This window comes from Elusimicrobiota bacterium, assembly GCA_041660185.1.
Taxonomy (GTDB): Bacteria; Elusimicrobiota; Elusimicrobia; order 2-01-FULL-59-12; family 2-01-FULL-59-12; genus JBAZWU01.
In genome coordinates this window covers 68299-90322 of sequence record JBAZWU010000004.1, presented here as the reverse complement: position 1 = coordinate 90322, position 22024 = coordinate 68299, and the positions used below count along the sequence as shown (strand labels likewise).

Genomic DNA, 22024 nt, shown 5'->3' with positions numbered 1-22024 from the left:
GCCATTTCGTTGGATCGCAATGTCCGGGTGGACAGCCGTCCGCCCCTACAATTCCCATTAATCCATCATCCCGATTTTTCGCACGCGGCGGGCATGCCGCCCACCGGCGAAATGCGTTTTCAAAAAGACCCGGACCATGCGGCGGGCCAGCGGACCGTTAATAAAGCGGGCCGGAAGGCAAAGAATATTGGCCTTATTATGTTCAACGGCCAGAGCAGCCACTTCAGGATTCCAGGTCACCGCCGCGCGAATGCCTTTGACCTTGTTGGCGGCCATGCCCATGCCGATCCCGGTGCCGCAAATCAGAATACCGCGTGACGCGCGCCCCGAGGCAACAGCCCGGGACACGAGCGCCGCATAATCCGGGTAATCGCAGGACTCTGCCCCCGGGCATCCCAGATCGTTCACGGAATGCCGGCCGCCGGCCGCGGAACGCAGCCAGCGCACCAGGCCGGATTTGATCTGGAATCCGGCATGATCCGATCCGATCGCTAATTTCATGGCTTACTGATACCGCACAATCTTCGAGAACGACTCCACATCCAGACACGCCCCTCCCACCAGCCCTCCATCGATATCCGGCTGGCTCATCAAGGCGGACATGTTGTCCGGCTTCACGGAGCCGCCATAAAGGACCCGCGTCAATTTGGCAAAGGTATCCCCGAATGTCTTCGCCAGTTGAGAGCGGATAAAGGCATGCACCTCCTGGGCCTGGGCCGGCGTCGCGGTTTTTCCCGTGCCGATCGCCCAGACCGGTTCATAGGCGATCACAATGGTGGCGTTCGAGACCAATCCTTGAAGGCCGTTTTTCATCTGCCGCTCCACGACAGAAAAAGTGGTATTGGCCTCGCGCTCCTGCAGGGTTTCGCCGATGCAAACAATCGGGGTGATCCCGGCCACGAGGACGGCATGCATTCGTTTGTTGACCGTTTGATCGGTTTCCCCGAAATACTGGCGCCGTTCGGAATGGCCGGCAATCGCAAAGCGGCAGCCAAGCTCTTTGAGCATCTCCGCTGAAATCTCGCCTGTAAAAGCACCCTGCTTTTCCCAGTGAACGTTCTGAGAACCCCAAGCGATGGGACTGCCGCGCAACTCCTCAGCCACCGCGGCCAGCGCCGTAAAAGGCGGGCAAACCGCCACCTCTCGATCCGCGACAGAAGCCAGGGCTGCCCGAAGTCCTTTCGCGTAGATGTGCGTCTCTGAAATTGTTTTATACATCTTGAAATTACCGGCGATCAAAGGTTTACGCATGCTCTCTCCCGTTCGCTCTTTCCTTTTCGACGTCCCGTAACCCGATAACCTAAATAGTCGGGACGTACCGACTATTGTGTTATTGGGATCGGTACGGGACCTGCGGCGATAAACTCATCCGCCGCGGGTCCTAGAGGGGATAAACAATTGAAGTTCTATCAGGCACAGTTTACACAATCCGTCGATCAACCCGCAATTTAAGCGCGTTTTAAACCGTTGTGGGCTGAGACTGGGTGATGGGAGCCGCTGCCTTTGTTTCAGGGAGAGGTTGGACGTTCTCAAAGAACGGCAAATGGAAGGTAAAACACGTTCCTTGTTTCGGGACGCTGGAGACGGTGATGCGGCCGCCGTGGGCCTCGACCACCATTTTGCAGAAGGTAAGACCCAGGCCGGTGCCGGTTCGCACCGAGGTATGTTTCCCCGCCTGGACGAATTTCTCAAAAATGCGCTGCTGGTCTTCGAGCGGAATGCCTTCGCCGTTGTCCCGCACTTGGACCCCCAGGGAGGACCCATCCCGGTAGAGCGTCACAACCACTTCCCCGGTCTCCGGCACCGTATGCCGGAGCGCATTGGAAACCAGATTGCCAAGGACGCGGCCCAACAGGGTGGGATCGCCTTCCACGGGAGACAATTCCCTGGCGATCACCAGGCCCAGGTGCTTCCGGTTGGAGAGCGCCAGCGGCTGAAAATTCGACAGAACCCCCTGCGCCCAAACCCCGGGAGCAAAAACATCCTTATAGAGAGTCAACTTCCCCTCTTCCATTTTGGCCACATCCAGCAGGTTCTGAATCAGCAGCAGCATCTCATGCGCCGAGCGATGCGCGATCTGAAGGAAATGGGTCTGATCCGTTGAAAGAGGCCCGACCTCGTTGGTTATAAGACAATCCAACGAAGGCAGGATCGTGGCCAGCGGCATTTTGAGATCGTGCACAACCATATTGATCAGGTCCTGGCGCATCTGCTCCAGCTCCGCCAGGGAACGGGTCATGTTTTCAAAAGCCCGGCCCACCTCTTCCAGTTCGTCATGGGTATGAATGTTCAACTGCACATCGCGTTTCCCCCGCCCGACCTGTTCCGCGGCGGCCCGGAGCCGGCGCAGCGGCTCCAGGATCCGCCAGGCCACGCCGATGGCCAGCGACATAAAAAGCGTGACAAACAGCAGCGTCCAGAGAATAAATTGATTGCGCATGCGGATCAGCGGCGCATAAACGTCCGCGCGAGGCTGCTGCACGATCACGGCACTTTTCAGCAGCGGGATGGGATACGCCATCGCGATCATGGGAACGCCGCCTGCTTTGGTGTACTCACAGAGTCCCGTCGGCTCAAGCGGATGGGCCATCCACTCTTTCACCACCGGCAGGCCCGCGCGGTTGCGGTGGGCAAAAACCTGCTGCTCGTCCGGATGCGCCAGGAGCATTCCCTTTTCATGAACGATAAAGGCTTCCCCCCGCGGCCCGATCTGGGCCTGGCGCATGAGCGTCCCCAAGGACGTAAAACTGATTTTGGCCAGCACCGCTCCCTGCCGGGTTGGATTCGAAAAAGACCGGAGCGGCTCCCCGATGAGAATGGTCGGCGAGCGGTTGGCCGAGAAGAACGGGTCCCCGATGAAAGACTGACGAATGTCTTCCGTGCGATGCATCAGGCGCGGGCGGGAGACGGTTCGGCTGACCTTCATTATTTCGTCGCCGACGCCGCTCACAAGCATCAATTCCTGAAACCCCGGATACTGATCCATTAAATTGTGAAACGTCTCATACTGATCGATCCGCGACCCCGCTGAAAAGAAGGAGCTGTGAGCGGTCATCGCGACCAGCTTCTGGGTGTGCCGGATTTCCTCATCCACGCCGTTGGCGATCCGGCGCGTCAACTGTCGTTGTTCCTGCTCGATGCTGTTTTTCAGGGATTCCGAGCTGATGCGGCGCTGAACAATGGAAATCACCAGCGCCGGCAGCATGACCGCGGTGGCCGAGAACAGCAACAAACGAAACCGGAGTGAATTACTCATGAGTTTCCTCTTTCGCGCGGGGGATGCTCGCACCGGGCACCATGGGTTCCGAGGGGACCAAGGTTCCGGGCGGCAGGTCTCTGGAGGGCGCCGTTTTTTCACGAAAAACAATCGGGGGCGGCACGGGGCCCTGCCCCGGCAGATCTTTGACCATGGCGTACTCGACGCAACGGTCCGGGAAATAAATGCAGCGCACGCATTCCGTCCAGACCTTGTGCGGGAGACTCTCTTTGTCCACATGACGGAAACCAAAATGTTCAAAAAAACCGCTCCGGATCGTCAAGGTGAACAGGCGGCGGATGCGCAGCCCGCGCGCGGTCTCCAGACAGGCCTCCAGGAGGCGAGTCCCGATTCCCTGACCCTGGTGCTTTTCTTCGACCCCCAGCGCCTTGATTTCCGCCAGGTTATCCCACGTGACATAAAGCGCGCAGGTCCCGATCACCCGGTCCTGGTCTTCGGCGACAAAAAACTGCTGAAGGTTTTCATAGATTTCAGAAATCGAGCGCGGCAGCACCTCCCGCTGATCGGCAAAGCGGCTCAGCAATTGATGCATCGCCCGGACATCCGGCATGCGCGCTTTTCGAATCTGAATCGATTTCATGGTTTAAAACCTATCCGTTCAAACGCTGGCACGTGACGGTCCCGGCACGGCCCGGGCGCGTGTCTTGCGCAAAATCGCAAACCGGCGCCTGGCCTGGCGGAGTGGTTAATCGCTGAGCCACCTGCGGGAGAAAAACCCATTCGACCTTCTCCTGTTTCGTGCGCTCCACCACGCGGCGGAAATGCTCAAAGTAAACCGTCCCTTCAAATTCGGCGTGGATTGTCCAGACATTGAGCTGATCCGGGCGAAGGAGTCCCCAGGTTCGGTCAACCAGATGCTCGGAGGTGACGCCGTCCCAGGCCAGCATCTCGTCCCACGTGGGCAGCGTGGTTGGAATTTCAAGGGTCTGAAGGGCCCGGCCGGCTGCCTGAACAAAATACGGGCAATCTCCCCGGCTGTCGCTGTGATACAGAAGCCCCAGGCGCTCCATTGCCTGCCACGTTCCGGCACCGGCTTGCCAGCCCGGAGCCGCAAAGCTTTGAGGCGGATCGCCAAAGACGTGCTGATAGGTCTCCGAGATTTTTTCCAGCTCCTGCCGGGCCCGGGGTTCGTCCCACGCCGCCGCCTGATCATGCCACCGGATATGATCATAACCGTGCGGGCTGACTTCAAACCCCCACGCCCGCCACTGCCGCAACTGGTCGACGAAAGAAATCGCCATGGGACGCGCGGGCCAGAGCGTGCCCGAGAGCACGGTGCGCCAGCCGTACACGGCGATGGCGCTGGTCCGCCGCATTTTCTTGAAGAAACCCGGGTGGCGAAAAACGCGCCAGGCCGCCCGGCCGGACGTGTCAGGCCCCATCGTTACGAAAAGACTGGCGGGAATATGTTCCGCGTGCAGGTAAGCCGCCAACCGGCTCGCCCCCTCGGCGATGCCCCGGTAGGTGTCGACGTCAATCTTGAGCGCGAGTTGCATAAAAGTGCCAAGTTAAAAGTAACTTGGAACTTGCTACTTATTACTTGCTGCCGGCGACTTGCGACGCTTCGAAATGCGCTTTCTGGAACCACTCGATCGTCCGGCGCAGGCCGTCTTCAAGTGAAACCTCTGTCTTTACTTTCAAGATGGTTTTCATTTTGGTGTTGTCCGGCACGCGTCGCGGGATGTCCTCATAGCTCGAACCATAAATGGTTTCCTGCGGCACCAGCTTAATGGTCGAGCGCGCCCCGGTAATTTTAATCATGGTCTGCGCCAGTTCAAGAATCGGGGTTTCGCGGTCCGTCCCGATATTGAAAATATCCCCCACCGCTTCCGGCACCAGCCCCGCCGCCATGGTCGCGCGAATGGCATCCTCCACATAGGTAAAGCAGCGGGTCTGCTTGCCGTCCCCGATAACGGTGAGCGGCTCGTGGCGGAGCAGCTGCCCCATAAAGATCGTCAGGACGCGGCCCACGTCGATCTTGTCGAGACGCGGACCATAGATATTGAAGTAACGCACGATGACCACCGGCAGCCCCAGTTTGCGATAGGCAAAACAGAAATGCTCCGCCGCGGCTTTGGACGTGGAGTAGCACCACCGGTCGATGCGCGTGGAACCGAGCACGCGGTCGTCGTCTTCCTTGAAGGGGACTTTGGTATTGCGCCCGTAGACTTCTGACGTGGACGCCATCACGACTTTCTTATTGTAGCGGTGGGCCAGCTTCAGTACGTTCTGCGTGCCGTTGATGTTGACGTTGAGAACCTGGTACGGATCGCCCACGTAATGCTCGACGCCGACCACGGCCGCCAGGTGATACACCAGGTCTGAACGGACGATCAGGTTTTCAAGCATCCCCTCATTGAAAACAGAATCCCGCACATAGTGAAAGTTGGGACTCGACAAAAGATGCTCCACCTTGAGCGAGGGCGCCATATCGAGGACAAAGACCTCATCCCCTCGCTTCAAAAACCCCTCGGCCAAATGAGATCCCAGGAATCCGGCTCCGCCTGTAATTAGAACGCGCATGCTGTCTCCTCTTTAACCGTCATTCCCTGCGGCCACTGGCAGGGAATCTATCCATTCGTATGGATCCCCCGCCAACTACCGCGGGGGATGACGATCGGTGTTATAGATAGTCTTGATCACGAACCGGGGCCGCTTGCGGACCTCGTTATAGACCCGTCCGACATATTCGCCGATAATGCCCAACGCCAGGATCTGGACACCGATGAACGCGAAAAGAATCGCGAACAAGGTGAAAAGCCCCTCGGCTTCCGGCCCGATGATCAACCGTCGAATAAAGAGAAAAACGCTGAGCGCCCCGCCCAGAACCGCCACCACCAGGCCGAACGTGCTGATCGCCTGGATCGGCAAAAGCGAAAACCCCGTCATTAAATCGAAATTCAACCGGATTAGGCGCCTCATCGAATACTTCGTGCGGCCTTTCGCGCGGTCGCGGTGAGGCACTTCGATCTCGGCGATGGACCGGGCGAATGTATTGGCCAGCGCCGGGATGAAACTCGAGATTTCCGAACACTTGCGAATCTGCTCCACAACCTCGCGCCGGTAGGCGCGCAGCATGCAGCCGTAATCCCGAAGCCGGATTCCGGTACTCCAGGAAACGATGCGATTCACCACCTTGGACGCCAGCCGGCGAAACAGGGGATCCTGACGGTCTTCCCGCCAGCCGCCAACCACGTCATAGCCCGCCTCGATCGTGTGCACCAGAGACGGGATGGCCTCCGGCGGGTTCTGCAGGTCGGCATCCAGCGTTACAATAATCTGCCCGCGCGCCTGATCAAATCCGGCGAACACCGCCGCGTGCTGGCCGAAATTCCGGCTGAACTCAATCACGACAACCCGCGGATCCTGCGCCTGGAACTCGCGCAGCAGCAGGAGGGATTCATCGACGCTTCCGTCATCAACATAGATAATCTCGCAGGGTTTCTGAAACCCGTCCAGCACCGGCATCAGCGTCTGATGAAGCGCCCTCAGATTTTCCTGTTCATTGAATACGGGGATGACGATCGACAGATAAGGCCCCCCATCGGTTTGGGAGAGCGAGGATGCGGCCGGCGTTGGGGAAGTTGTTTTGGATAGGCTCATAGTTGACGAAAATGTGAGTCAATTATACCGCTTTGCCCCGACGAACACAAAAACCGGACCAACGGTTTACCGTTTGACCGGTTCGAAGATCACCTCGCCGTCAAAACGCGGGAGTTTACGCAGGTGAAAGGGCTGGACCGGGAACGCGGGGCTGAAAACACCCTCCATTAAGCGGATTTTACGATACCGAATAACAAGGACAGGGCCTTGCGGACGGGTTTGCGGAGTAATGGACCGGATCTCAACGGCATAATGAGGATCACGCCTCTCCCCCAGGAAAACGCCGATCACCATCTCTTTGGTGAAATCAACCTCGGGGACATTGTGTAAGCGGTGCGGCACATAAGGAGTCATCCCCTTTTCCCAGAAAGTGTTCCACTTGTCTCCATGACGGAAAATGGCATAGCGCGGCAGGGTCACACCGCATCGCAAACCACGCCACTGGCGGGAATCCGCAATCACGTCCGGCAGCCGAAACTGCGGCGGCGGCTCTGGAAGAGATTCGGGAGGAGGAGGCGCCACGGATTGCGTGAGCTCCGGATCGACTAACGTTAAGGCCTGCTCCGTTGGAGAGGAAAACAACGTATCGAACGTGAGGGGTTGGGTCGAAATAAAAACCATTTCAGCCCGCGCCGGATGAATCAGCAACGAAAAAACGATCACCCTCCAGAACCCGGATCGCTTCATAAATGATGCAGCAAGCGTAACCGGCCCTGGTCCATCACTCTTTCAAATGCGGGGGACAGCCCCAGCGACACGAGATGGTTCCAATGCTCCTCGTCCGTCACGACCCAGGTCCCTTTGGCCATTTGACGAAACGCATCGTCGGCCGCCGTCTCTGAGACAAGCCACTGGGACGCTTCCGGATCATGGGATAACCCCAGCGACAGCTCCCCGGCATCACCAAAAACAACGATCCGCCGGCGAGCATAAAACGCCAGGGTCTGGAGGCGATTGTCATAGGAAACCCCGTACCCGACGATCCGGTCCTGGGGTTGGGCCTGTTCCCGCAGATACGCTCCCAGCCGCTGCGTCGAGTAATACGCGTCCAGGGAACTGGCCAAAGAGGCCACGCTGCTCCACAAAAGAACATGGACCAAAAGAATCCCTCCGAACCCCGGCACCGTCCTGCGCATGCCTCCGATTCCGACGAAAACCAAAACTCCGAGTCCCAGCAGGAGCCCGACCCATCCGCTCTGGGCGATCGCCAGGCTGGCCGGTAATTCGTTCAGCGCCGGAACCCAATGGGGCCATTTGATGATCCAGAGCGCGGTGACAAAAAGAGCGATGAGCGCGATGATCCCGCCCCTCATCCAGCCGGGCAGGCGCTCCTCGGAGAAAGCCTCATCAAAAATAGCAGCGGTCAAAAGCGCCAACGCCGGGAAAAGCGGCAAAATGTACGGAGGCAGTTTGGACTGTGACAGCGAAAAGAAGAGAAAAATAAAAACAACCCAGATCAGAAGCAGGGCCCCCACCGCATCCCGTTTCAGCGCGGCCCCGCGCCGGGCCAGCCAATAACGAAAAACCGCCGGCAGGAAAACGCTCCAAGGGAGAAACCCGGCCAGGAGGATGGGGATGAAGAAATAAACCGGTGCGGTGCGATGATGAACCGTGGTCAGATACCGGGCGATGTGTTCATGGATGAAAAAGAAGGACGCAAAATACGGATGCCGGAGACTGACCGCCAGAAACCAGGGGGCGCTCAACAGCACAAAAACCACGATCGACTCTTTCCATGGCGTTCGCTTGATCTGGGAACCCAGCCGGGTATAGAAAACCGTGAGCATCACGATGACCCCCGGCAGAACCACCGCGATAGGGCCTTTGGTGAGCAGGCCCCCGGCGGCGGCCACCGCGAACAGGATGGCAAACCGGCGCCGCACGTTAGGGGATCGCTCCGGGATGAACCGGGACGCCGCATAAAGAGACAAGGTCATCCAGAAGGTCAGCGCCATATCCAGGACGAGAAATTGCGTCAGGACAAAGAAAAAGAGGCTGGTGGCGACGATGCTCCCGGCCAGAAGACCGCAGCGCTCGCTCTTCCAATGTTTCCCGATCAAGTAGGTCAGCCCGACGGTCAAAACGCCAAACGTGGCGCACCAGAAACGCGCCGCAAATGCATTCATGCCAAAGAGGGACAGGGAAAGGGCGGTCAACCAATACAGCAGAGGTGGTTTCTCAAAGTACACCCCATAATTGAGGTGGGGCGTGATCCAATCCTTGAGTTCCAGCATCTCGCGCGCGATCTCCGCATAGCGGCCTTCATCCGAATCCCACAAGACGCGGGCGGTCAGCGGTAAATAAAAAAGGCTGGCAGAGGCAAGAAGAAGGAGGGCGGAAAGACGCTTGAACAGACGGGTCATTGATTCTTGACCAGCATCTCTTCGGCATGCTGAACACTGATCGGCGTGACCTGGCTGCCCAGCAGGCGCGCCAATTCCTGCAGCCGTTCGGCGGACTCCAGGCGCACGACCTCCGCGTGCGTACGGCCCTGGCTCACGCGCTTGGTAATCTGGAAATGGGCCTGGGCACAGGAAGCGATCTGCGGCAGGTGGCTGACGCACAAAATCTGATGATGACGGCTTAAGGCGCGCAGTTTTTTCCCCACCGCCTGAGCGGTGACCCCGCCGACACCGGCATCCACCTCATCGAAAATAAGCGTCGGGATGGCATCGGCTTCGGCCAGCGTGGTTTTCAGCGCCAGCATCACCCGGGACATTTCTCCCCCGGAAGCGATCGCCTTCAGCGGTTGAATCCCCTCGCCGGGGTTGGGCGCCCATTCAAACGTCACGCGATCCACTCCGGTTAAGGAAACCGGGATCGTTTCGACAACACACCGAAAAACAGCCTGCTTCAATCCCAGGTCGGCCAATTGTTTTTGAACGGCATTTCCAAGCGCCCCGGCGGCTTTCCGGCGTTTCAAAGACACCCTTTGGCACACCCGCTCCAATGCCTGGCGGGCCTGCTCGACCCGCTTCTCCAGATCCTGGCGAGTGGCATCGCTGTTATCCAGACGATCCACTTCCCGGCGAAGGGTTTCGGCCTGCTGCAGGATCATCGCCACGGACCCGCCGTATTTCTTCTGAAGCCGGGCGATCTGATCCTGTCGTGTCAAAATTTGTTCAACGGCTTCCGGATCCGCTTCCCAGCGTTCGGCCAGCATTTTCAATTGGTGGGCGATCTCTTCGAGCCGGGATTGGACTTCGATCAGCTCCTTCGAGAGGGGCTGCACGGACGGGGCCAATGCTTTCAAGTTCTCAAAAGCCCGCTGCGCCTGCCCCAGCCGCTCCAGCGATGATCCTTCCTGTTCATAAAGAGCACCGTAGGCGGATTGAGCCAGTCCACGAAGTTTTTCGGCATTCTTGAGTTCAGGCAGACGCTGCGCCAGTTCGTCGTCTTCTCCGATCGTCAGCTTGGCCTGGTCGATTTCATTCAACTGAAAGCGGTAAAGATCCAACGTCTGGAGGCGTTCCTGTTCGGAGAGCTGCCCGGTGTTTAACTCCTCGGTCAGTTGTTTCCAGGTCTGATAGAAGGGTTCGATCTCCCCTGCGGCCGGCTCCAGCCCGGCGAACCGGTCCAGAAGATCCATCTGAACCGCCGGCTGGAGAATATGCTGATGCTCATTCTGACCATGCACATCGACCAGAAAGGATCCCAACTCCTGGAGGGTATTCAGCGTGACGGGACGGTCATTCAGGAAGGCCCGGGAGCGTCCATCGGGATAACCTTCCCGCCGGATCACGATCTCGCCGGTTTTTTCAAAACCATGCGCGTCCCACCAGCGGCCAAACGCCCGGTGCGCGGGCGAGGCAAAAACACCGTCGATCTCACTGCGCCCGGCCCCCTGGCGGACGGTTTCGGAGCGGAAGCGGTCCCCGGTCAAGAGGCCGATGGCATCGAGCAAAATGGATTTGCCGGCGCCGGTTTCGCCGGTCAGCACATTGAGGCCGGCATCAAACGGGAGGCGGAGATTTTCGATGAGGACAAAATTCCGGATGCCGATTTCGTTGATCAAGCACCGCCCCATTTCAATTTGCTTTGAAGAACCTGGTAAAAGCTCCGGTCCGGATCCATCAAGAGTTGAACCCGTTCAACCGCCCGCCGGATTTCAATGCGATCGCCGGGCCACAACGTCTGGCTGACCTGCCCGTCCATCGACAGAAGAGCGATCGGGTTCGGACGATCGACCCGTACCGAAATAATTTCAAAGGTCGGCAAGACCAGCGGCCGTTGCGCCAGGGTATGCGGGCAGATCGGGGAGACGAGAAGAACATCCAGATCCGGATAGAGAATCGGCCCGGACGCCGCCAGGTTGTAAGCGGTGGAACCGGTCGGCGTCGAGACAATCAGGCCGTCCCCGGCATAGGTGGCCAGCAAACGGTCCCGCAGAAACGCCTGCAGCCGCAACAGCCGGCCTGTGGAACCGGAGCGGATGACCGCATCGTTCAGCGCCAGATAAGGACCGAACTTTTTCCCCCGTGAAACACCGCTCACGGAAAGCAGCGTCCGGTTCTCAATCCGGCCCTTGCCGTCCAGGAGGCGCAAGAGGGTCCGGTACACCCCGCCCACATCGGTGGCCGCCAGAAATCCAAGATGACCGACATTGACTCCCAGAACAGGAATCCCCCACGCCGCCACCGTGCGCGCCACGCGCAAGACCGTCCCGTCGCCGCCAAGCGCCACCATGACGTCAACGTTCTTCATCCCCGCGGTTACACGGGGCCCGCTTTTGACCTGGACGTGGTGCTGCCGGAGCCAGCGCTTGATCCGGGCGGATTCGGTCCGCGCCCGTTCCTTGTCCGGGTTATAGACGAGCGCGACGCGTTGATACGGGGATGTTTTTTTGTGCATGCTTTTTCCGTCTATGGAATGCCAAAAGGATACCAAATAACAAACTGTAATACATCCCGAATACCCAGGGACGCAGGGGCTCCGCCGCCACCACCGCCCAGCTCGGGCGCGACAACCAGAGGATGCCTTCCATCATCCAATGCGTTAACATAAAAATGAGGCGTTCAAGACCCTGCGGAATAATCGCCGGCACCCCGATTCCGATGATCCCGATTCCCAGGCCCAGCACCATCAATACCTCCGAAAGCGGGAAGATCACCCCATTGGCCGCAAGACCCATTAAGGAAAAGCGATGGAAGTAATAAACAAACACCGGCCAGATCCCGATCGTTACGGATAAGGACATTACCCCGGCTTCCAGAACCCATCGAAGGAGGGCCGGGCGCACGCCCGCCATCCTTTTAAAATACGGGATCACCGCCAATAAACAAGCGGTGGCCCCGAAGGACAGTTGAAAACTGGCGCCGAAAAGAGCCGCCGGATCCGTGATTAAAATCCAGCCCGCGGCGATGCCAAAGGGATAGAAACGCGGCACATCGCGATGAAGAGCCAGAACCGTCAAGCCGGCCAGCGCTGTAACGACCGCCCGGAGCACCGGCGGGCCTGCGCCGGTCACGCGGGCGTAAAACACAAGCGGAACGAGACAAATCCACACATGGCTCCGGGCGGGGACATTCAACAGACGCAGCCCCGCAAGCGCGAACAAAATGATGACAGCGACATTCTGCCCGGAGACCACCATGATGTGGTAAACACCGGCACGGATGCAGGCGTCTTTCAATTCCGCGGACAAGCAACCCCGTCCGCCAATGGTCAGGCCCAGGAGCACGCCGGCTTCCTCTGGAGGGAGCCGCTGCTCCCAGTAAGACCGGAAGCGTTTCTGAAACCGCCAGGCCAACGAAGACAAATCCAACGAAGGAACCGGTTTTGTCCGCCGACACTGTTCTTCCGACCAAACTTTCAGGAGAGCAAACGTATTGAATCCCGCCCAATACCGCTGCGCATCAAACGGATGCCACCGGGAAGCCGGGCGCGGCGTTGACAGCCATCCGCGCAAACGGAGGCGGTCGCCGGGCCCCAGATCCGGCCGCGGGAAGGACAACGTCACGGCCACCCGCCCGTGGTAACGATTCCCCGGGAAGGCTTTCCCCTCAAAAAGAAATCGAGTCTGATTCCAGCGGATGGTGGGGAAATCGATGATGCGTCCTTCGAGTTCCACGCTCGGCACGCCGATCAGGCGGGATACATCCTGCGCCCCGGGCGCCGGAAAACAACCGGCCCAGTGGAGACTGATCAGAATGGCCACATAAACCGCCAGGCTGGCGATCAAGGCATATCGTCGAATAAGCGCGAGCACACCTTCTTAGAGGGCATAGAAGATGTTATATTCGCGGACGGATAGGGCTAGGCGAGGTGCGGTTCGAGGAGCCGGCGGATCTCGGGGGGCAGGCGGGTGGGTTTCCATCGGGCGTTGACCACGGCCAGCTTCACACGGCCGCGGGCGACCAGACGTTTAGCCTCATTGTAAATCTCGGAGCCAAAAACGACATGCGCGGCGCCGAGCTCCTGCAGGGACGTGCGGACCTGGATCAACTCATCGTAGCGGGCCGGAGCAAAATAATCGACATGCGCCTCAATGACCGGCATAAACAGATGGCGCTTTTCTTCCATGTCGCGGTAGCGGGCGCCGACCGAACGCAAAAACTCCGTCCGGCCCCGCTCAAAAAGCGCCAGGTAGTTGCCATAGTAAACAACCCCCATGCGATCGGTGTCGGCGTAAGCCACGCGGATATCAAAATCGTAATGCTTCATATTCCCCCCGTCATTCCCCGCGGTTACTGGCGGCCCCGACCTCCCATCGATGTTTTCGTCGACGGGGCCGCACCGACTGTTTGATCCAACGGGTGGACGGTGCGGGGAATCCAAACAAACCATTACACGACATGATGGATCCCCGACAAAGTCACTCGGGGATGACGACTTATGATTTCACTATATCACTTTTCACTTTTTCCTTGCTTTCCGGCCTTTTCCCGTCTACAACTCATCAGCACCATGAATTGTCCGAAATGCAAATGTCCGAACCCTCCGGGAGCCACTTATTGCAACATGTGCTACGAAGTGCTGATCCACAGCGCGGCCGAAGCCTTTTTACGAAGTGCCCGCCGGGAACGCCTTCAAGCGCAGCAGGGTGGAAAAATTGAGGACCCTGTTTTCCTCGGTTCGGTGGTTTCCGATACGGCTTCCGTCGCCAAAGAAATTGACTGGGTGGAACTTTCGCGGGCAACGGCTCAAGCGGTTAAACGTTTTCACAAACTCATTCTCTGGGGGCTCGTGGCCATTGCCACCCTGGGGATCATCCGGCTTCTCAGCTCGACGGAAACCTGGTTTTTTCTCATCGGCACCCGTCTGAGTTATTCGGTCCCGCCCAAAATCTCCCCGCGGTATTTCATTTCTTTCCATTACGATCTCAATACCTGGACGGAAAAACAAGGCCGGCTGGACACGCCGCTGCCGCATTGGCGCGTCGATGAGTTAGGCAACGTGTTTCTCGAAAAGGCCAAGGGCTCTTCCGCAAAAGACCCGAAGCTGACGATCCGGCCGCAGGAATGGATTCAGATCGTTTATCGCGGAGACGTGCGGCAAAGCCAGGCTTTTCCGCTGAGTCATCCGTCGCTGACACCCGTCTCGGTTGGGCTCGACCGGCACGGCTTTGTGGTGCAACGCAAGTTCCAGCTTTCCCCCCGGCTGGCCAAAGGGGTTGATTTTCTCGTCCCCCGCTTTCCGAAAGGGTTTTTGAAGAAAGGCCGCACGTGGGCTGAACCCATCCAATGGATTGAAACCATCGGAGAGTGGAAAATCCACTGGTCCGGGAAGTTTCATTGGACGCTGATGGGACAACAGGACTGCGAGCAGGACACCTGCACCCAGCTCTTCTATAAAGCTGAACTCCATCCGAAAATCTGGGAAGCGCCCCGCTGGGCCACCGGGGCCATCGGCCGACCCTCTTTCACCGGGGCCACAACGGGGAATGTTTTTTTTAACAACAACACCAAACGGCTTTACTCCAATGATTTGAAGTCTGACGGCATCCTTCGCATTCCTCTCTCCAACGTCGGGCTCGTCCCAAGAAAGACGCGCGTCGGACGAAAAGTCCTCGGCCCCGGCGAAATCGTGCTGCAATTTTCAAACCGCGTGTCCATTAAGTAGCCGCGCTCGTTTTCCAGAAAATCCCGTTTACCGACGAGCGGTTGACATCGATTCGAATCCTTCCTATGCTTCGTTTTGCAGCAAAACGGCCCGTGCCGTCCCAAACTTGACAGACCTCAATATCTAGTGGTATCACTAAGAAGAGACACCATTCCTAGTATCCTTTATCACGCTGGATGGGGTTCCAAAACTCGCCGAGGGGGCAGTTCATGAGTGAGAATCAAAAGGGTCTCTCCGTTCAAAATCGATTTGTTTCAATGGACCGCGGCGCGTTTGATTCTCTCGTGTGGGAACCCCGCGCGTCGGTCATTCGAAACCCGGATGGATCCGTTGTTTTTGAGATGAACAACCTCCGCATCCCGAAGGGATGGTCGCAGGTGGCGACCGACATCATCGCCCAGAAATATTTCCGCAAAGCCGGTATCCCGGCGAAAACCAAAAAAATCGCGGAACCCGGCGTTCCCGAATGGCTCCAGCGCTCCGCCCCCGACACCGATGCGCTGAACGCACTCCCCGAAGACAAACGCTCCGGCAGTGAGACGGATTCACAGCAGGTGTTCCATCGCCTGGCCGGCTGCTGGACGTATTGGGGCTGGACGCTCGGCTACTTTAAAACAGAAGGCGACGCCCGGGCATACTACAACGATATGGCTTATATGCTGGCCAGCCAGATGGCCGCGCCCAACTCCCCGCAATGGTTTAACACAGGGTTGCATTGGGCTTACGGTATCGAGGGCCCGGCGCAGGGGCATCACTTCGTCGACCCGGCCACGGGCGAGATGCAGCAGTCCACCAACGCCTACGAGCATCCGCAGCCGCACGCCTGCTTCATCCAATCCATCAGCGACGATCTGGTCAACCCCGGCGGCATTATGGATCTCTGGGTTCGGGAAGCCCGCATCTTTAAATACGGCTCCGGCACCGGCTCCAACTTTTCCAGTATCCGAGGCGCGGGCGAAGCCCTCTCCGGCGGCGGCAAGTCTTCGGGGCTGATGTCTTTCCTGAAGATCGGCGACCGGGCCGCCGGGGCCATCAAATCCGGCGGTACCACCCGCCGGGCGGCCAAGATGATCACCCTCGACCTGGACCATCCCGACATTGAGGAATACATCAACTGGAAGACCAAGGAAGAACAGAAAGTGGCGGCGCTGGTCACCGGCTCCAAACTCTGCAAAAAACACCTCAACGAAATCATCAAGTCGGTTCATGCCTGGCCGGAAGCGTCCGAACGACTGGACCGCAAGAAGAACACCCGTCTGGCCGCGGCGGTGCGCGCCGCGCAAGTCGTCATGATCCCGTCCAATTACATCGAGCGGGTTCTGGAACTGGCCGCACAGGGCGTCACGGAGATTGCATTCGACGAATACAACACCGACTGGACCTCTGAAGCCTATCTCACCGTGGCGGGGCAAAACTCCAACAACTCTGTGCGCGTTCCGAACGCGTTTATGAAGGCGCTTCTGGAAGACGGCGATTGGCCGCTCGTCTGGCGTACGGAAAAAACAAAGGCCGCCCGACAAGGCCGTGATCCGAACCCCTGCAAAATCCTCAAGGCCAAGGATCTCTGGGACCAGATTTGTTACGCGGCCTGGGCCTGCGCGGACCCGGGGATTCAGTTCGATACCATCATCAACGACTGGCATACCTGTCCGGCGGACGGGCGCATCAACGCCTCCAACCCCTGCAGCGAGTACATGTTTATCGACGACACCGCCTGCAACCTGGCCTCCATCAACCTGATGAAGTTTTACGACCTCGATACCCGGCACTTTGACATCGACGCCTACCGCCACGCGGCGCGCCTCTGGACGATCACGCTGGAAATTTCCGTGGCCATGGCGCAGTTCCCCTCCAAAGAAATCGCCGAGCGGTCTTACCTGTTCCGCACGCTGGGACTGGGCTACGCTAATCTGGGCGCGCTCCTGATGGTGCAAGGCATTCCCTATGACTCGGAAAAGGGACGCGCCATCGCCGGTGCGCTGACCGCCATGATGCACATGGGCGCTTACGCCACCTCCGCGGAAATGGCGGAAGCGCTGGGACCGTTCGCCCGCTACGAGCGGAACAAAGACGCCATGCTTCGGGTCATTCGCAACCATCGCCGCGCCGCCTACATGACCAAGCGAGAGGACTACGAGGGACTGTCCGTAACCCCGCAGTCGATCCGGCCCGAGTACTGCCCCACCGATCTCCTGCAAGCCGCCCGCGAAGATGCGGACCGTGCGCTGGCCATGGGCGAAACATACGGCTACCGCAATGCCCAAGTCACGGTCATCGCGCCGACAGGAACGATCGGCCTGTCCATGGACTGCGACACCACCGGCATCGAGCCGGATTTCGCGCTGGTCAAGTTCAAGAAACTGGCCGGCGGCGGGTATTTGAAGATCATCAACAGTTCGGTCCCCCCGGCGCTCAAAAACCTGGGCTATACCACGCTTCAGATCGAAGACATCGTCCGTTACTGCAAAGGGACCGGATCGCTCAATGGCTGCCCGCACATTAACGCGGACACGCTCAGGGCGAAAGGATTTTCCGACGATGTCATTGCGAAAATCGAAACGGCCCTGCCGCAGGCTTTCGAGATCGGATTTGCTTTCAACCAGTGGACGCTGGGCGAGACCTTCTGCAAGGAAAAGCTCGGCATTTCTGACGAGCACCTGACTGACTGGAACTTCTCGATCCTCAAGCACCTCGGTTTTTCCGCCGATGAAATCGCCATTGCCAACGAGTATGTTTGCGGCACCATGACCATCGAAGGCGCGCCCCATCTCAAGGAAGAGCACCTGCCGGTGTTTGACTGCGCCAACAAATGCGGCGCCAAGGGCAAGCGCTACATCGCTCCAATGGCGCATTTGCGCATGATGGCGGCGGCCCAGCCCTTTATCTCGGGGGCCATTTCCAAAACGATCAACTTCCCCCATGAAGCGACGCTGCGCGACATCAACGAAGCGTATGTGGAGTCCTGGCAGATGATGCTCAAAGCCATCGCCCTCTATCGCGACGGTTCCAAACTCAGCCAGCCGCTCAACACGGTTTCGCAGTCGGACAACCAGGCACCGGTCACGATGGAAGACCTCCAGCAGGGACCGCTCAAAATCGCCGAGAAAATGGTTTACCGCTACCTGGCCAAACGGCGCCGCCTGCCGGACCGCCGCTCCGGGTACACGCAGAAGGCCAAGATCGGCGGGCACACGATTTATCTGCGCACCGGGGAATACGACGATAACGCCCTGGGAGAGATTTTTGTAGACATGCACAAGGAAGGCGCGGCCTTCCGCAGCCTGATGAATTGCTTCTCCATCGCGATCTCTCTGGGCCTGCAGCACGGCGTGCCGCTGGAAGAGTATGTGGAAGCTTTCGTCTTTACGCGCTTTGAACCGAACGGCATGGTTCAGGGCAACCCGCAGATCAAGATGACGACCTCCATCATCGACTACATCTTCCGCGAACTGGCGGTCAGCTACCTCGACCGTCAGGACCTGGCCCAGGTGACCGCGGAAGACCTTCGCGCCAGTTCGGTCGGCAGCCCGGAAACGCAGCAGCCCGAATTCACCGATGAAGAAGTCATCTCGGAGCGGGTCGTGGACCCGAACCAGGTGGACCTTCCGCTTCCCAATCTGCATCCCAAATCCACGCACATCTCGAACATCGGGCCCGTGGCGCCGCCGGCCAAACCCAACGCGACGCCGGCGGCCCCGCCTTCCAAAGTGGGCTTCAAGCCGGAAGTGAAACCGGTTGCCGGATCCTTCACTGTGCTGTCCGAGAAATCCCGCCAGGCTAAACTCAAAGGCTATGAGGGAGATCCCTGTCGCGAATGCGGCCAGTTCACCATGGTCCGCAACGGCACCTGTCTCAAATGTGACACCTGTGGAACAACATCGGGGTGCAGCTAACCAAATTACCCTCACCCCGTCCCTCTCCCTGCTGAGGGAGAGGGAGATAAAAATTTATAGAAAATCTGATGCCCCCTCCCCCTGTGGAGGGGGAGGGCTGGGGTGAGGGCACATGTCCCCTCGTTACCTCCCCACCGAAGCGATTGCCCTCATTGGAAAATATTTCCAAAAAAATCCTGAATGGGGTATCGCGGGGACTCTCGCGCTCTTCGGGATCCTGACGGGGCTGATCCGCTGGCGCTCCGGCCGCGGCGTGTGGAAGGAAATCGTATTACTGTCTTTCTTCTCAACCGCGGCGGTTCTTTTCGCCGCGGCCTGTCTTTACCTCCTGCACATCCATCCAAGTTATCGTTTTCTCGGATAGGTGAACGCGACCATCTGAGCAGAACGTTCCCCTTCCCTGAAAATTAACCTAACCGCAACCGGCCTGTAACACCCTGAAGTTAAACTTGAGATGTAAGCAGGAGCCGCCAAGACAGACTTTGGAGGATGACCGTGCCCACTTTACGATTGCCCAGCAACAAGACCGAAGAAGCTGAACTCCGCACCCTGGCCCAAAAAGGCCCCTATGAGGTCTATAAATGGATCTATGGGCCGGACCATTTTTTTACTCAAAGCGTTGGCGGGAAAAGCTGGGAGAGTCTGCATGTTCCTGATGCCGCCACAGGGGCCTGTGAAATTCTGGATTCCGTCAAGCAACTGAAAAGGAATCGGCTGGATGGGTCTGAATTTGTTCGGATCTGTTTCATGACTTTTGCGATACTGCTTTTTATCGGGGAACTGATCGTGACGAAATTTCTTCCCAACACCAGCGTGACCCTTTCGGTTTCCACGCTGACCTTCACGTTCGGAATCAGCATCGTCCTCTTTTCGGTCTGTGCGTCGGCGACCTACCTCTTCTTACGCCTCCGCAGGGATTAATTCGCGGGAGAACCCGTCAGGCAGATCAGCGTTTCGACAATCCGGCGTAACTCCGTCGTTTCGAAAGGTTTGGCCATATAGTAGTCTCCGCCGACAGACATCCCATGCGCGGCATCGTCTTCGCCGGAAAGCGCGCTTAAAAAAATGACCGGGATCGAATTAAAGTTCTTGACGGCCCGGATGCGCCGGCAAATTTCAAGCCCATTGACCGCCGGCAAACGCACATCGAGTATCACCAGGTTGGGCTGAAGGTCTTCCAGGATTTCGTTGAGTGTCTGGCCGGATCTCATAAAAAAAAGGTCGTACTGGCCGCCCAGCGTGGCCTGAATGAGCTGATGAATGACGGGTTCATCGTCTACAACCAGAATTCGCTGTTGTTCCATTGGAATCACTTGCCTCAGCTTAGCTCAACGAGTAAACGGTACAAGGAACCGATAAGTAAAGTGCGCCGCATGGAAGGAGTCCTGCCGATGCCGTCGACAATAGGCCGGGAGTTGTTAATTACCGTTAACCCTTTTGGCGTTAAAGGTTATCCTTGACAGAATGAGCTTAGTACTGCAAAATTCTTTACACGATGAATTGGTTTACGAATAGGCGGCGGATGCGGCGGATCGACTGGCACTTGTCCGTGGATGTGCTTGAGCCGGAACATCGAAAATTGATCTGCGATCACGCCCAGATCCGCAATGTCTGCAAGAACGGGTTGGGGGTTTTGTCCTCCGAGTCGCTGGCCAGAAACGCGGTTTACGTCTTTGAGTTCCGCCTTTTTGACCGTCGATGGAGTGTCCCCGGAAGAGTCCTGCATACCCGAAACCGCAATACCTATTTCTTTTCTGGCGTTAACCTCGATTTTCGGACGCTGGCCGACCGCCATGATTGGATTGTTTGCCTCAGTCACCACTCCCGTGATATCCAAATTTCATCCGTCGCGTACGCCGTGATCGTCGGAACCATTGTGGCGGGTTTCTCCCTGTATCAATGGCACGTCCCGATTTCCATCGCTTGGGTTATTTTCTTTTCCGGGATACTGTTTTTTTCACTGCTATTGCCTTTTTAGAAATTAAATGGACCTTGATTTCTAGAGTCATTTCAGTTAGTGACTATTGATGCTCTGTCCCAAATGCCAATTTGATAATCCGCCCGGCAGCGAGATGTGTGGATTCTGCCATGAGCTACTGGCACGAACCATCAAGATGGGCGGAGGCGTCATTAAGATTTACGGAGACGCTTTCCATCCAGGAGAGACGTCTTCCCCGTTTGACAACCTGGCGGTTTCCCCCTACTCTTCGGTCCGCCGCCCTAAGACGACCCGCTTCAGCCCGCTCAAGTATCTGCTTCTTTTTCTTCTGGGGATCGCCGGGATAATGACCGGGGTCCGGTATTATTCCTCCCGACATTCACGCCCGCCGCTTCAAAGCACCCGTTTCGAGCATCCGGCCGGGCTGCATCAAGCCCTGACCTATGTGGTTGGAACCCAATCGAAAAGCCATAGCTGGGCCGAACACAATGGCGTGATGGATACGCCGCTCCCTGATGCGAACTCGCAGGAAACGGGTTCGGTTTCTGTTAAAGCCGCGTTGCCAAACGGCGTCAACTCAACTCTGGTGATACGGCCTCAAGAATGGATCCGGTTCGTGCGGATCGCGGAAACCGCTCAACAACAAACCATCCCGAAGAATCATCCCTCGCTGGCCCCCGCAAAAATCGTGATGGATCCACAACGAACGCTTCTGGAACGCCTGGGGACGGATGCCCTCCGGGTCGGCCGAGTCTCCAATTTAATTTTCCCGCGGTTCCCGAAGGAGGCCCTGCGCCCCGGAAACGGCTGGACCGAAACCGTGCAGTGGGCGGAACTTCTGGGAGAGTGGACTGTTTTCTGGCGGGCCGATTTGAGCTGGACGTTTCAGAAATACGACCTGTGTTTTAATTTGCCCTGCGCCCGTCTCACGTACCAGGCCCGTTTGACGCCTCAGCTGGTCGGCATTCCCGCTTGGGCCAACACACAGACCGGGCCGCCCGCTTTTGTGGGCCAGGCCAGGGGAGAAGCGCTTTTCGATCTTAAAAATAAATGTGTGCTTTCCAATCAATTCGGCTACAGCGGCAAGCTGTCCATCCCCATCAAAAGCCTTGAACGGATCCCCTGGGAGCTGCGGGTCGGCAATCCTCTGACCGCAGAACCCGGCCATATCGTCATCCAATTCGACGAAAAGATCGACGCGCGAAATCTCTAACCCTCACCCCAGCCCTCCCCCTCCACAGGGGGAGGGAG

20 protein-coding genes are annotated in these 22024 nt (G+C 57.9%); 6 read left to right on the top strand and 14 right to left on the bottom strand.

Annotation, left to right across the window (positions count from 1 at the left end; genetic code table 11):
- Positions 1 to 57: 57 nt before the first annotated feature.
- From rpiB to WC859_04765, 13 genes are all read right to left on the bottom strand, one after another.
- The gene (rpiB, locus tag WC859_04825) at positions 58 to 501 is read right to left on the bottom strand and encodes a ribose 5-phosphate isomerase B (GenBank protein MFA5975472.1); all 444 of its coding nucleotides are present in this window, start codon (positions 499 to 501) and stop codon (positions 58 to 60) included.
- 3 nt (positions 502 to 504) lie between these two features.
- The gene (gene tpiA / locus WC859_04820; GenBank protein MFA5975471.1) at positions 505 to 1251 is read right to left on the bottom strand and encodes a triose-phosphate isomerase; all 747 of its coding nucleotides are present in this window, start codon (positions 1249 to 1251) and stop codon (positions 505 to 507) included.
- A 208-nt stretch (positions 1252 to 1459) separates the two neighbouring features.
- The gene (locus WC859_04815) at positions 1460 to 3256 is read right to left on the bottom strand and encodes a sensor histidine kinase (GenBank protein MFA5975470.1); all 1797 of its coding nucleotides are present in this window, start codon (positions 3254 to 3256) and stop codon (positions 1460 to 1462) included.
- A complete protein-coding gene (locus WC859_04810; GenBank protein MFA5975469.1) occupies positions 3249 to 3857 on the bottom strand; it encodes an N-acetyltransferase in 609 nt (202 codons plus the stop codon). The genes WC859_04815 and WC859_04810 overlap by 8 nt, the downstream gene beginning before the upstream one ends.
- A 10-nt stretch (positions 3858 to 3867) precedes the next feature.
- On the bottom strand, positions 3868 to 4773 hold the full coding sequence (locus tag WC859_04805; GenBank protein ID MFA5975468.1) for a polysaccharide deacetylase family protein: 906 nt from the start codon (positions 4771 to 4773) through the stop codon (positions 3868 to 3870).
- 40 nt (positions 4774 to 4813) lie between these two features.
- Complete coding sequence (locus WC859_04800) at positions 4814 to 5800, bottom strand: NAD-dependent epimerase/dehydratase family protein (protein ID MFA5975467.1); 987 nt, start codon at positions 5798 to 5800, stop codon at positions 4814 to 4816.
- A 75-nt stretch (positions 5801 to 5875) separates the two neighbouring features.
- Positions 5876 to 6880 (bottom strand): glycosyltransferase, encoded by a 1005-nt coding sequence (locus tag WC859_04795; protein ID MFA5975466.1) that lies wholly within the window; start codon positions 6878 to 6880, stop codon positions 5876 to 5878.
- A 66-nt stretch (positions 6881 to 6946) separates the two neighbouring features.
- On the bottom strand, positions 6947 to 7567 hold the full coding sequence (locus WC859_04790) for a hypothetical protein (protein MFA5975465.1): 621 nt from the start codon (positions 7565 to 7567) through the stop codon (positions 6947 to 6949).
- Positions 7564 to 9243 carry a phospholipid carrier-dependent glycosyltransferase gene (locus WC859_04785; GenBank protein MFA5975464.1) on the bottom strand — a complete coding sequence of 560 codons (1680 nt, stop codon included), beginning with the start codon at positions 9241 to 9243 and terminating at the stop codon, positions 7564 to 7566. Before WC859_04785 ends, WC859_04790 begins: the two co-directional genes overlap by 4 nt.
- Positions 9240 to 10907: a DNA repair protein RecN gene (gene recN, locus WC859_04780; protein ID MFA5975463.1), complete on the bottom strand. Its 1668-nt coding sequence runs from the start codon at positions 10905 to 10907 to the stop codon at positions 9240 to 9242. The genes WC859_04785 and recN overlap by 4 nt, the downstream gene beginning before the upstream one ends.
- Entirely contained in the window at positions 10892 to 11731 is an 840-nt protein-coding gene (locus WC859_04775) for an NAD(+)/NADH kinase (GenBank protein MFA5975462.1), read from the bottom strand. The genes recN and WC859_04775 overlap by 16 nt, the downstream gene beginning before the upstream one ends.
- Positions 11685 to 13088, bottom strand: a complete 1404-nt coding sequence (locus WC859_04770) for a ComEC/Rec2 family competence protein (GenBank protein MFA5975461.1) — start codon at positions 13086 to 13088, stop codon at positions 11685 to 11687. Before WC859_04770 ends, WC859_04775 begins: the two co-directional genes overlap by 47 nt.
- A 47-nt stretch (positions 13089 to 13135) precedes the next feature.
- Positions 13136 to 13543 carry a thioesterase family protein gene (locus WC859_04765; protein ID MFA5975460.1) on the bottom strand — a complete coding sequence of 136 codons (408 nt, stop codon included), beginning with the start codon at positions 13541 to 13543 and terminating at the stop codon, positions 13136 to 13138.
- 297 nt (positions 13544 to 13840) lie between these two features.
- On the opposite strand from WC859_04765, the gene WC859_04760 reads away from it, so the two are divergent.
- The 4 genes from WC859_04760 (at position 13841) to WC859_04745 (ending at position 19755) form a co-directional block, all read left to right on the top strand.
- A complete protein-coding gene (locus WC859_04760) occupies positions 13841 to 14941 on the top strand; it encodes a hypothetical protein (GenBank protein MFA5975459.1) in 1101 nt (366 codons plus the stop codon).
- Between the two features lie 209 nt (positions 14942 to 15150).
- A complete protein-coding gene (locus WC859_04755; protein ID MFA5975458.1) occupies positions 15151 to 18834 on the top strand; it encodes a vitamin B12-dependent ribonucleotide reductase in 3684 nt (1227 codons plus the stop codon).
- A 112-nt stretch (positions 18835 to 18946) separates the two neighbouring features.
- Positions 18947 to 19198: a hypothetical protein gene (locus WC859_04750; GenBank protein MFA5975457.1), complete on the top strand. Its 252-nt coding sequence runs from the start codon at positions 18947 to 18949 to the stop codon at positions 19196 to 19198.
- Positions 19199 to 19329: 131 nt separating this feature from the next.
- Complete coding sequence (locus tag WC859_04745; protein MFA5975456.1) at positions 19330 to 19755, top strand: hypothetical protein; 426 nt, start codon at positions 19330 to 19332, stop codon at positions 19753 to 19755.
- Here the strand turns inward: WC859_04745 and WC859_04740 are convergent.
- Complete coding sequence (locus tag WC859_04740) at positions 19752 to 20138, bottom strand: response regulator (GenBank protein ID MFA5975455.1); 387 nt, start codon at positions 20136 to 20138, stop codon at positions 19752 to 19754. The two genes, WC859_04745 and WC859_04740, sit on opposite strands and share 4 nt — an antisense overlap.
- Positions 20139 to 20356: 218 nt before the next feature.
- Here WC859_04740 and WC859_04735 point away from each other — a divergent pair, with 218 nt between their 5' ends.
- Together WC859_04735 and WC859_04730 are read left to right on the top strand one after the other, a co-directional pair.
- A complete protein-coding gene (locus WC859_04735) occupies positions 20357 to 20812 on the top strand; it encodes a hypothetical protein (GenBank protein MFA5975454.1) in 456 nt (151 codons plus the stop codon).
- A gap of 49 nt (positions 20813 to 20861) precedes the next feature.
- On the top strand, positions 20862 to 21986 hold the full coding sequence (locus WC859_04730; protein MFA5975453.1) for a hypothetical protein: 1125 nt from the start codon (positions 20862 to 20864) through the stop codon (positions 21984 to 21986).
- Positions 21987 to 22024: the final 38 nt, after the last annotated feature.

Coding starts and splice junctions, on each gene's coding strand:
- rpiB (MFA5975472.1), bottom strand. CDS start 501: ATGAAATTAGCGATCGGATCGGATCATGCCGGATTCCAGATCAAATCC.
- tpiA (MFA5975471.1), bottom strand. CDS start 1,251: ATGCGTAAACCTTTGATCGCCGGTAATTTCAAGATGTATAAAACAATT.
- WC859_04815 (MFA5975470.1), bottom strand. CDS start 3,256: ATGAGTAATTCACTCCGGTTTCGTTTGTTGCTGTTCTCGGCCACCGCG.
- WC859_04810 (MFA5975469.1), bottom strand. CDS start 3,857: ATGAAATCGATTCAGATTCGAAAAGCGCGCATGCCGGATGTCCGGGCG.
- WC859_04805 (MFA5975468.1), bottom strand. CDS start 4,773: ATGCAACTCGCGCTCAAGATTGACGTCGACACCTACCGGGGCATCGCC.
- WC859_04800 (MFA5975467.1), bottom strand. CDS start 5,800: ATGCGCGTTCTAATTACAGGCGGAGCCGGATTCCTGGGATCTCATTTG.
- WC859_04795 (MFA5975466.1), bottom strand. CDS start 6,880: ATGAGCCTATCCAAAACAACTTCCCCAACGCCGGCCGCATCCTCGCTC.
- WC859_04790 (MFA5975465.1), bottom strand. CDS start 7,567: ATGAAGCGATCCGGGTTCTGGAGGGTGATCGTTTTTTCGTTGCTGATT.
- WC859_04785 (MFA5975464.1), bottom strand. CDS start 9,243: ATGACCCGTCTGTTCAAGCGTCTTTCCGCCCTCCTTCTTCTTGCCTCT.
- recN (MFA5975463.1), bottom strand. CDS start 10,907: ATGGGGCGGTGCTTGATCAACGAAATCGGCATCCGGAATTTTGTCCTC.
- WC859_04775 (MFA5975462.1), bottom strand. CDS start 11,731: ATGCACAAAAAAACATCCCCGTATCAACGCGTCGCGCTCGTCTATAAC.
- WC859_04765 (MFA5975460.1), bottom strand. CDS start 13,543: ATGAAGCATTACGATTTTGATATCCGCGTGGCTTACGCCGACACCGAT.
- WC859_04760 (MFA5975459.1), top strand. CDS start 13,841: ATGTGCTACGAAGTGCTGATCCACAGCGCGGCCGAAGCCTTTTTACGA.
- WC859_04755 (MFA5975458.1), top strand. CDS start 15,151: ATGAGTGAGAATCAAAAGGGTCTCTCCGTTCAAAATCGATTTGTTTCA.
- WC859_04750 (MFA5975457.1), top strand. CDS start 18,947: ATGTCCCCTCGTTACCTCCCCACCGAAGCGATTGCCCTCATTGGAAAA.
- WC859_04740 (MFA5975455.1), bottom strand. CDS start 20,138: ATGGAACAACAGCGAATTCTGGTTGTAGACGATGAACCCGTCATTCAT.
- WC859_04735 (MFA5975454.1), top strand. CDS start 20,357: ATGCGGCGGATCGACTGGCACTTGTCCGTGGATGTGCTTGAGCCGGAA.
- WC859_04730 (MFA5975453.1), top strand. CDS start 20,862: ATGCTCTGTCCCAAATGCCAATTTGATAATCCGCCCGGCAGCGAGATG.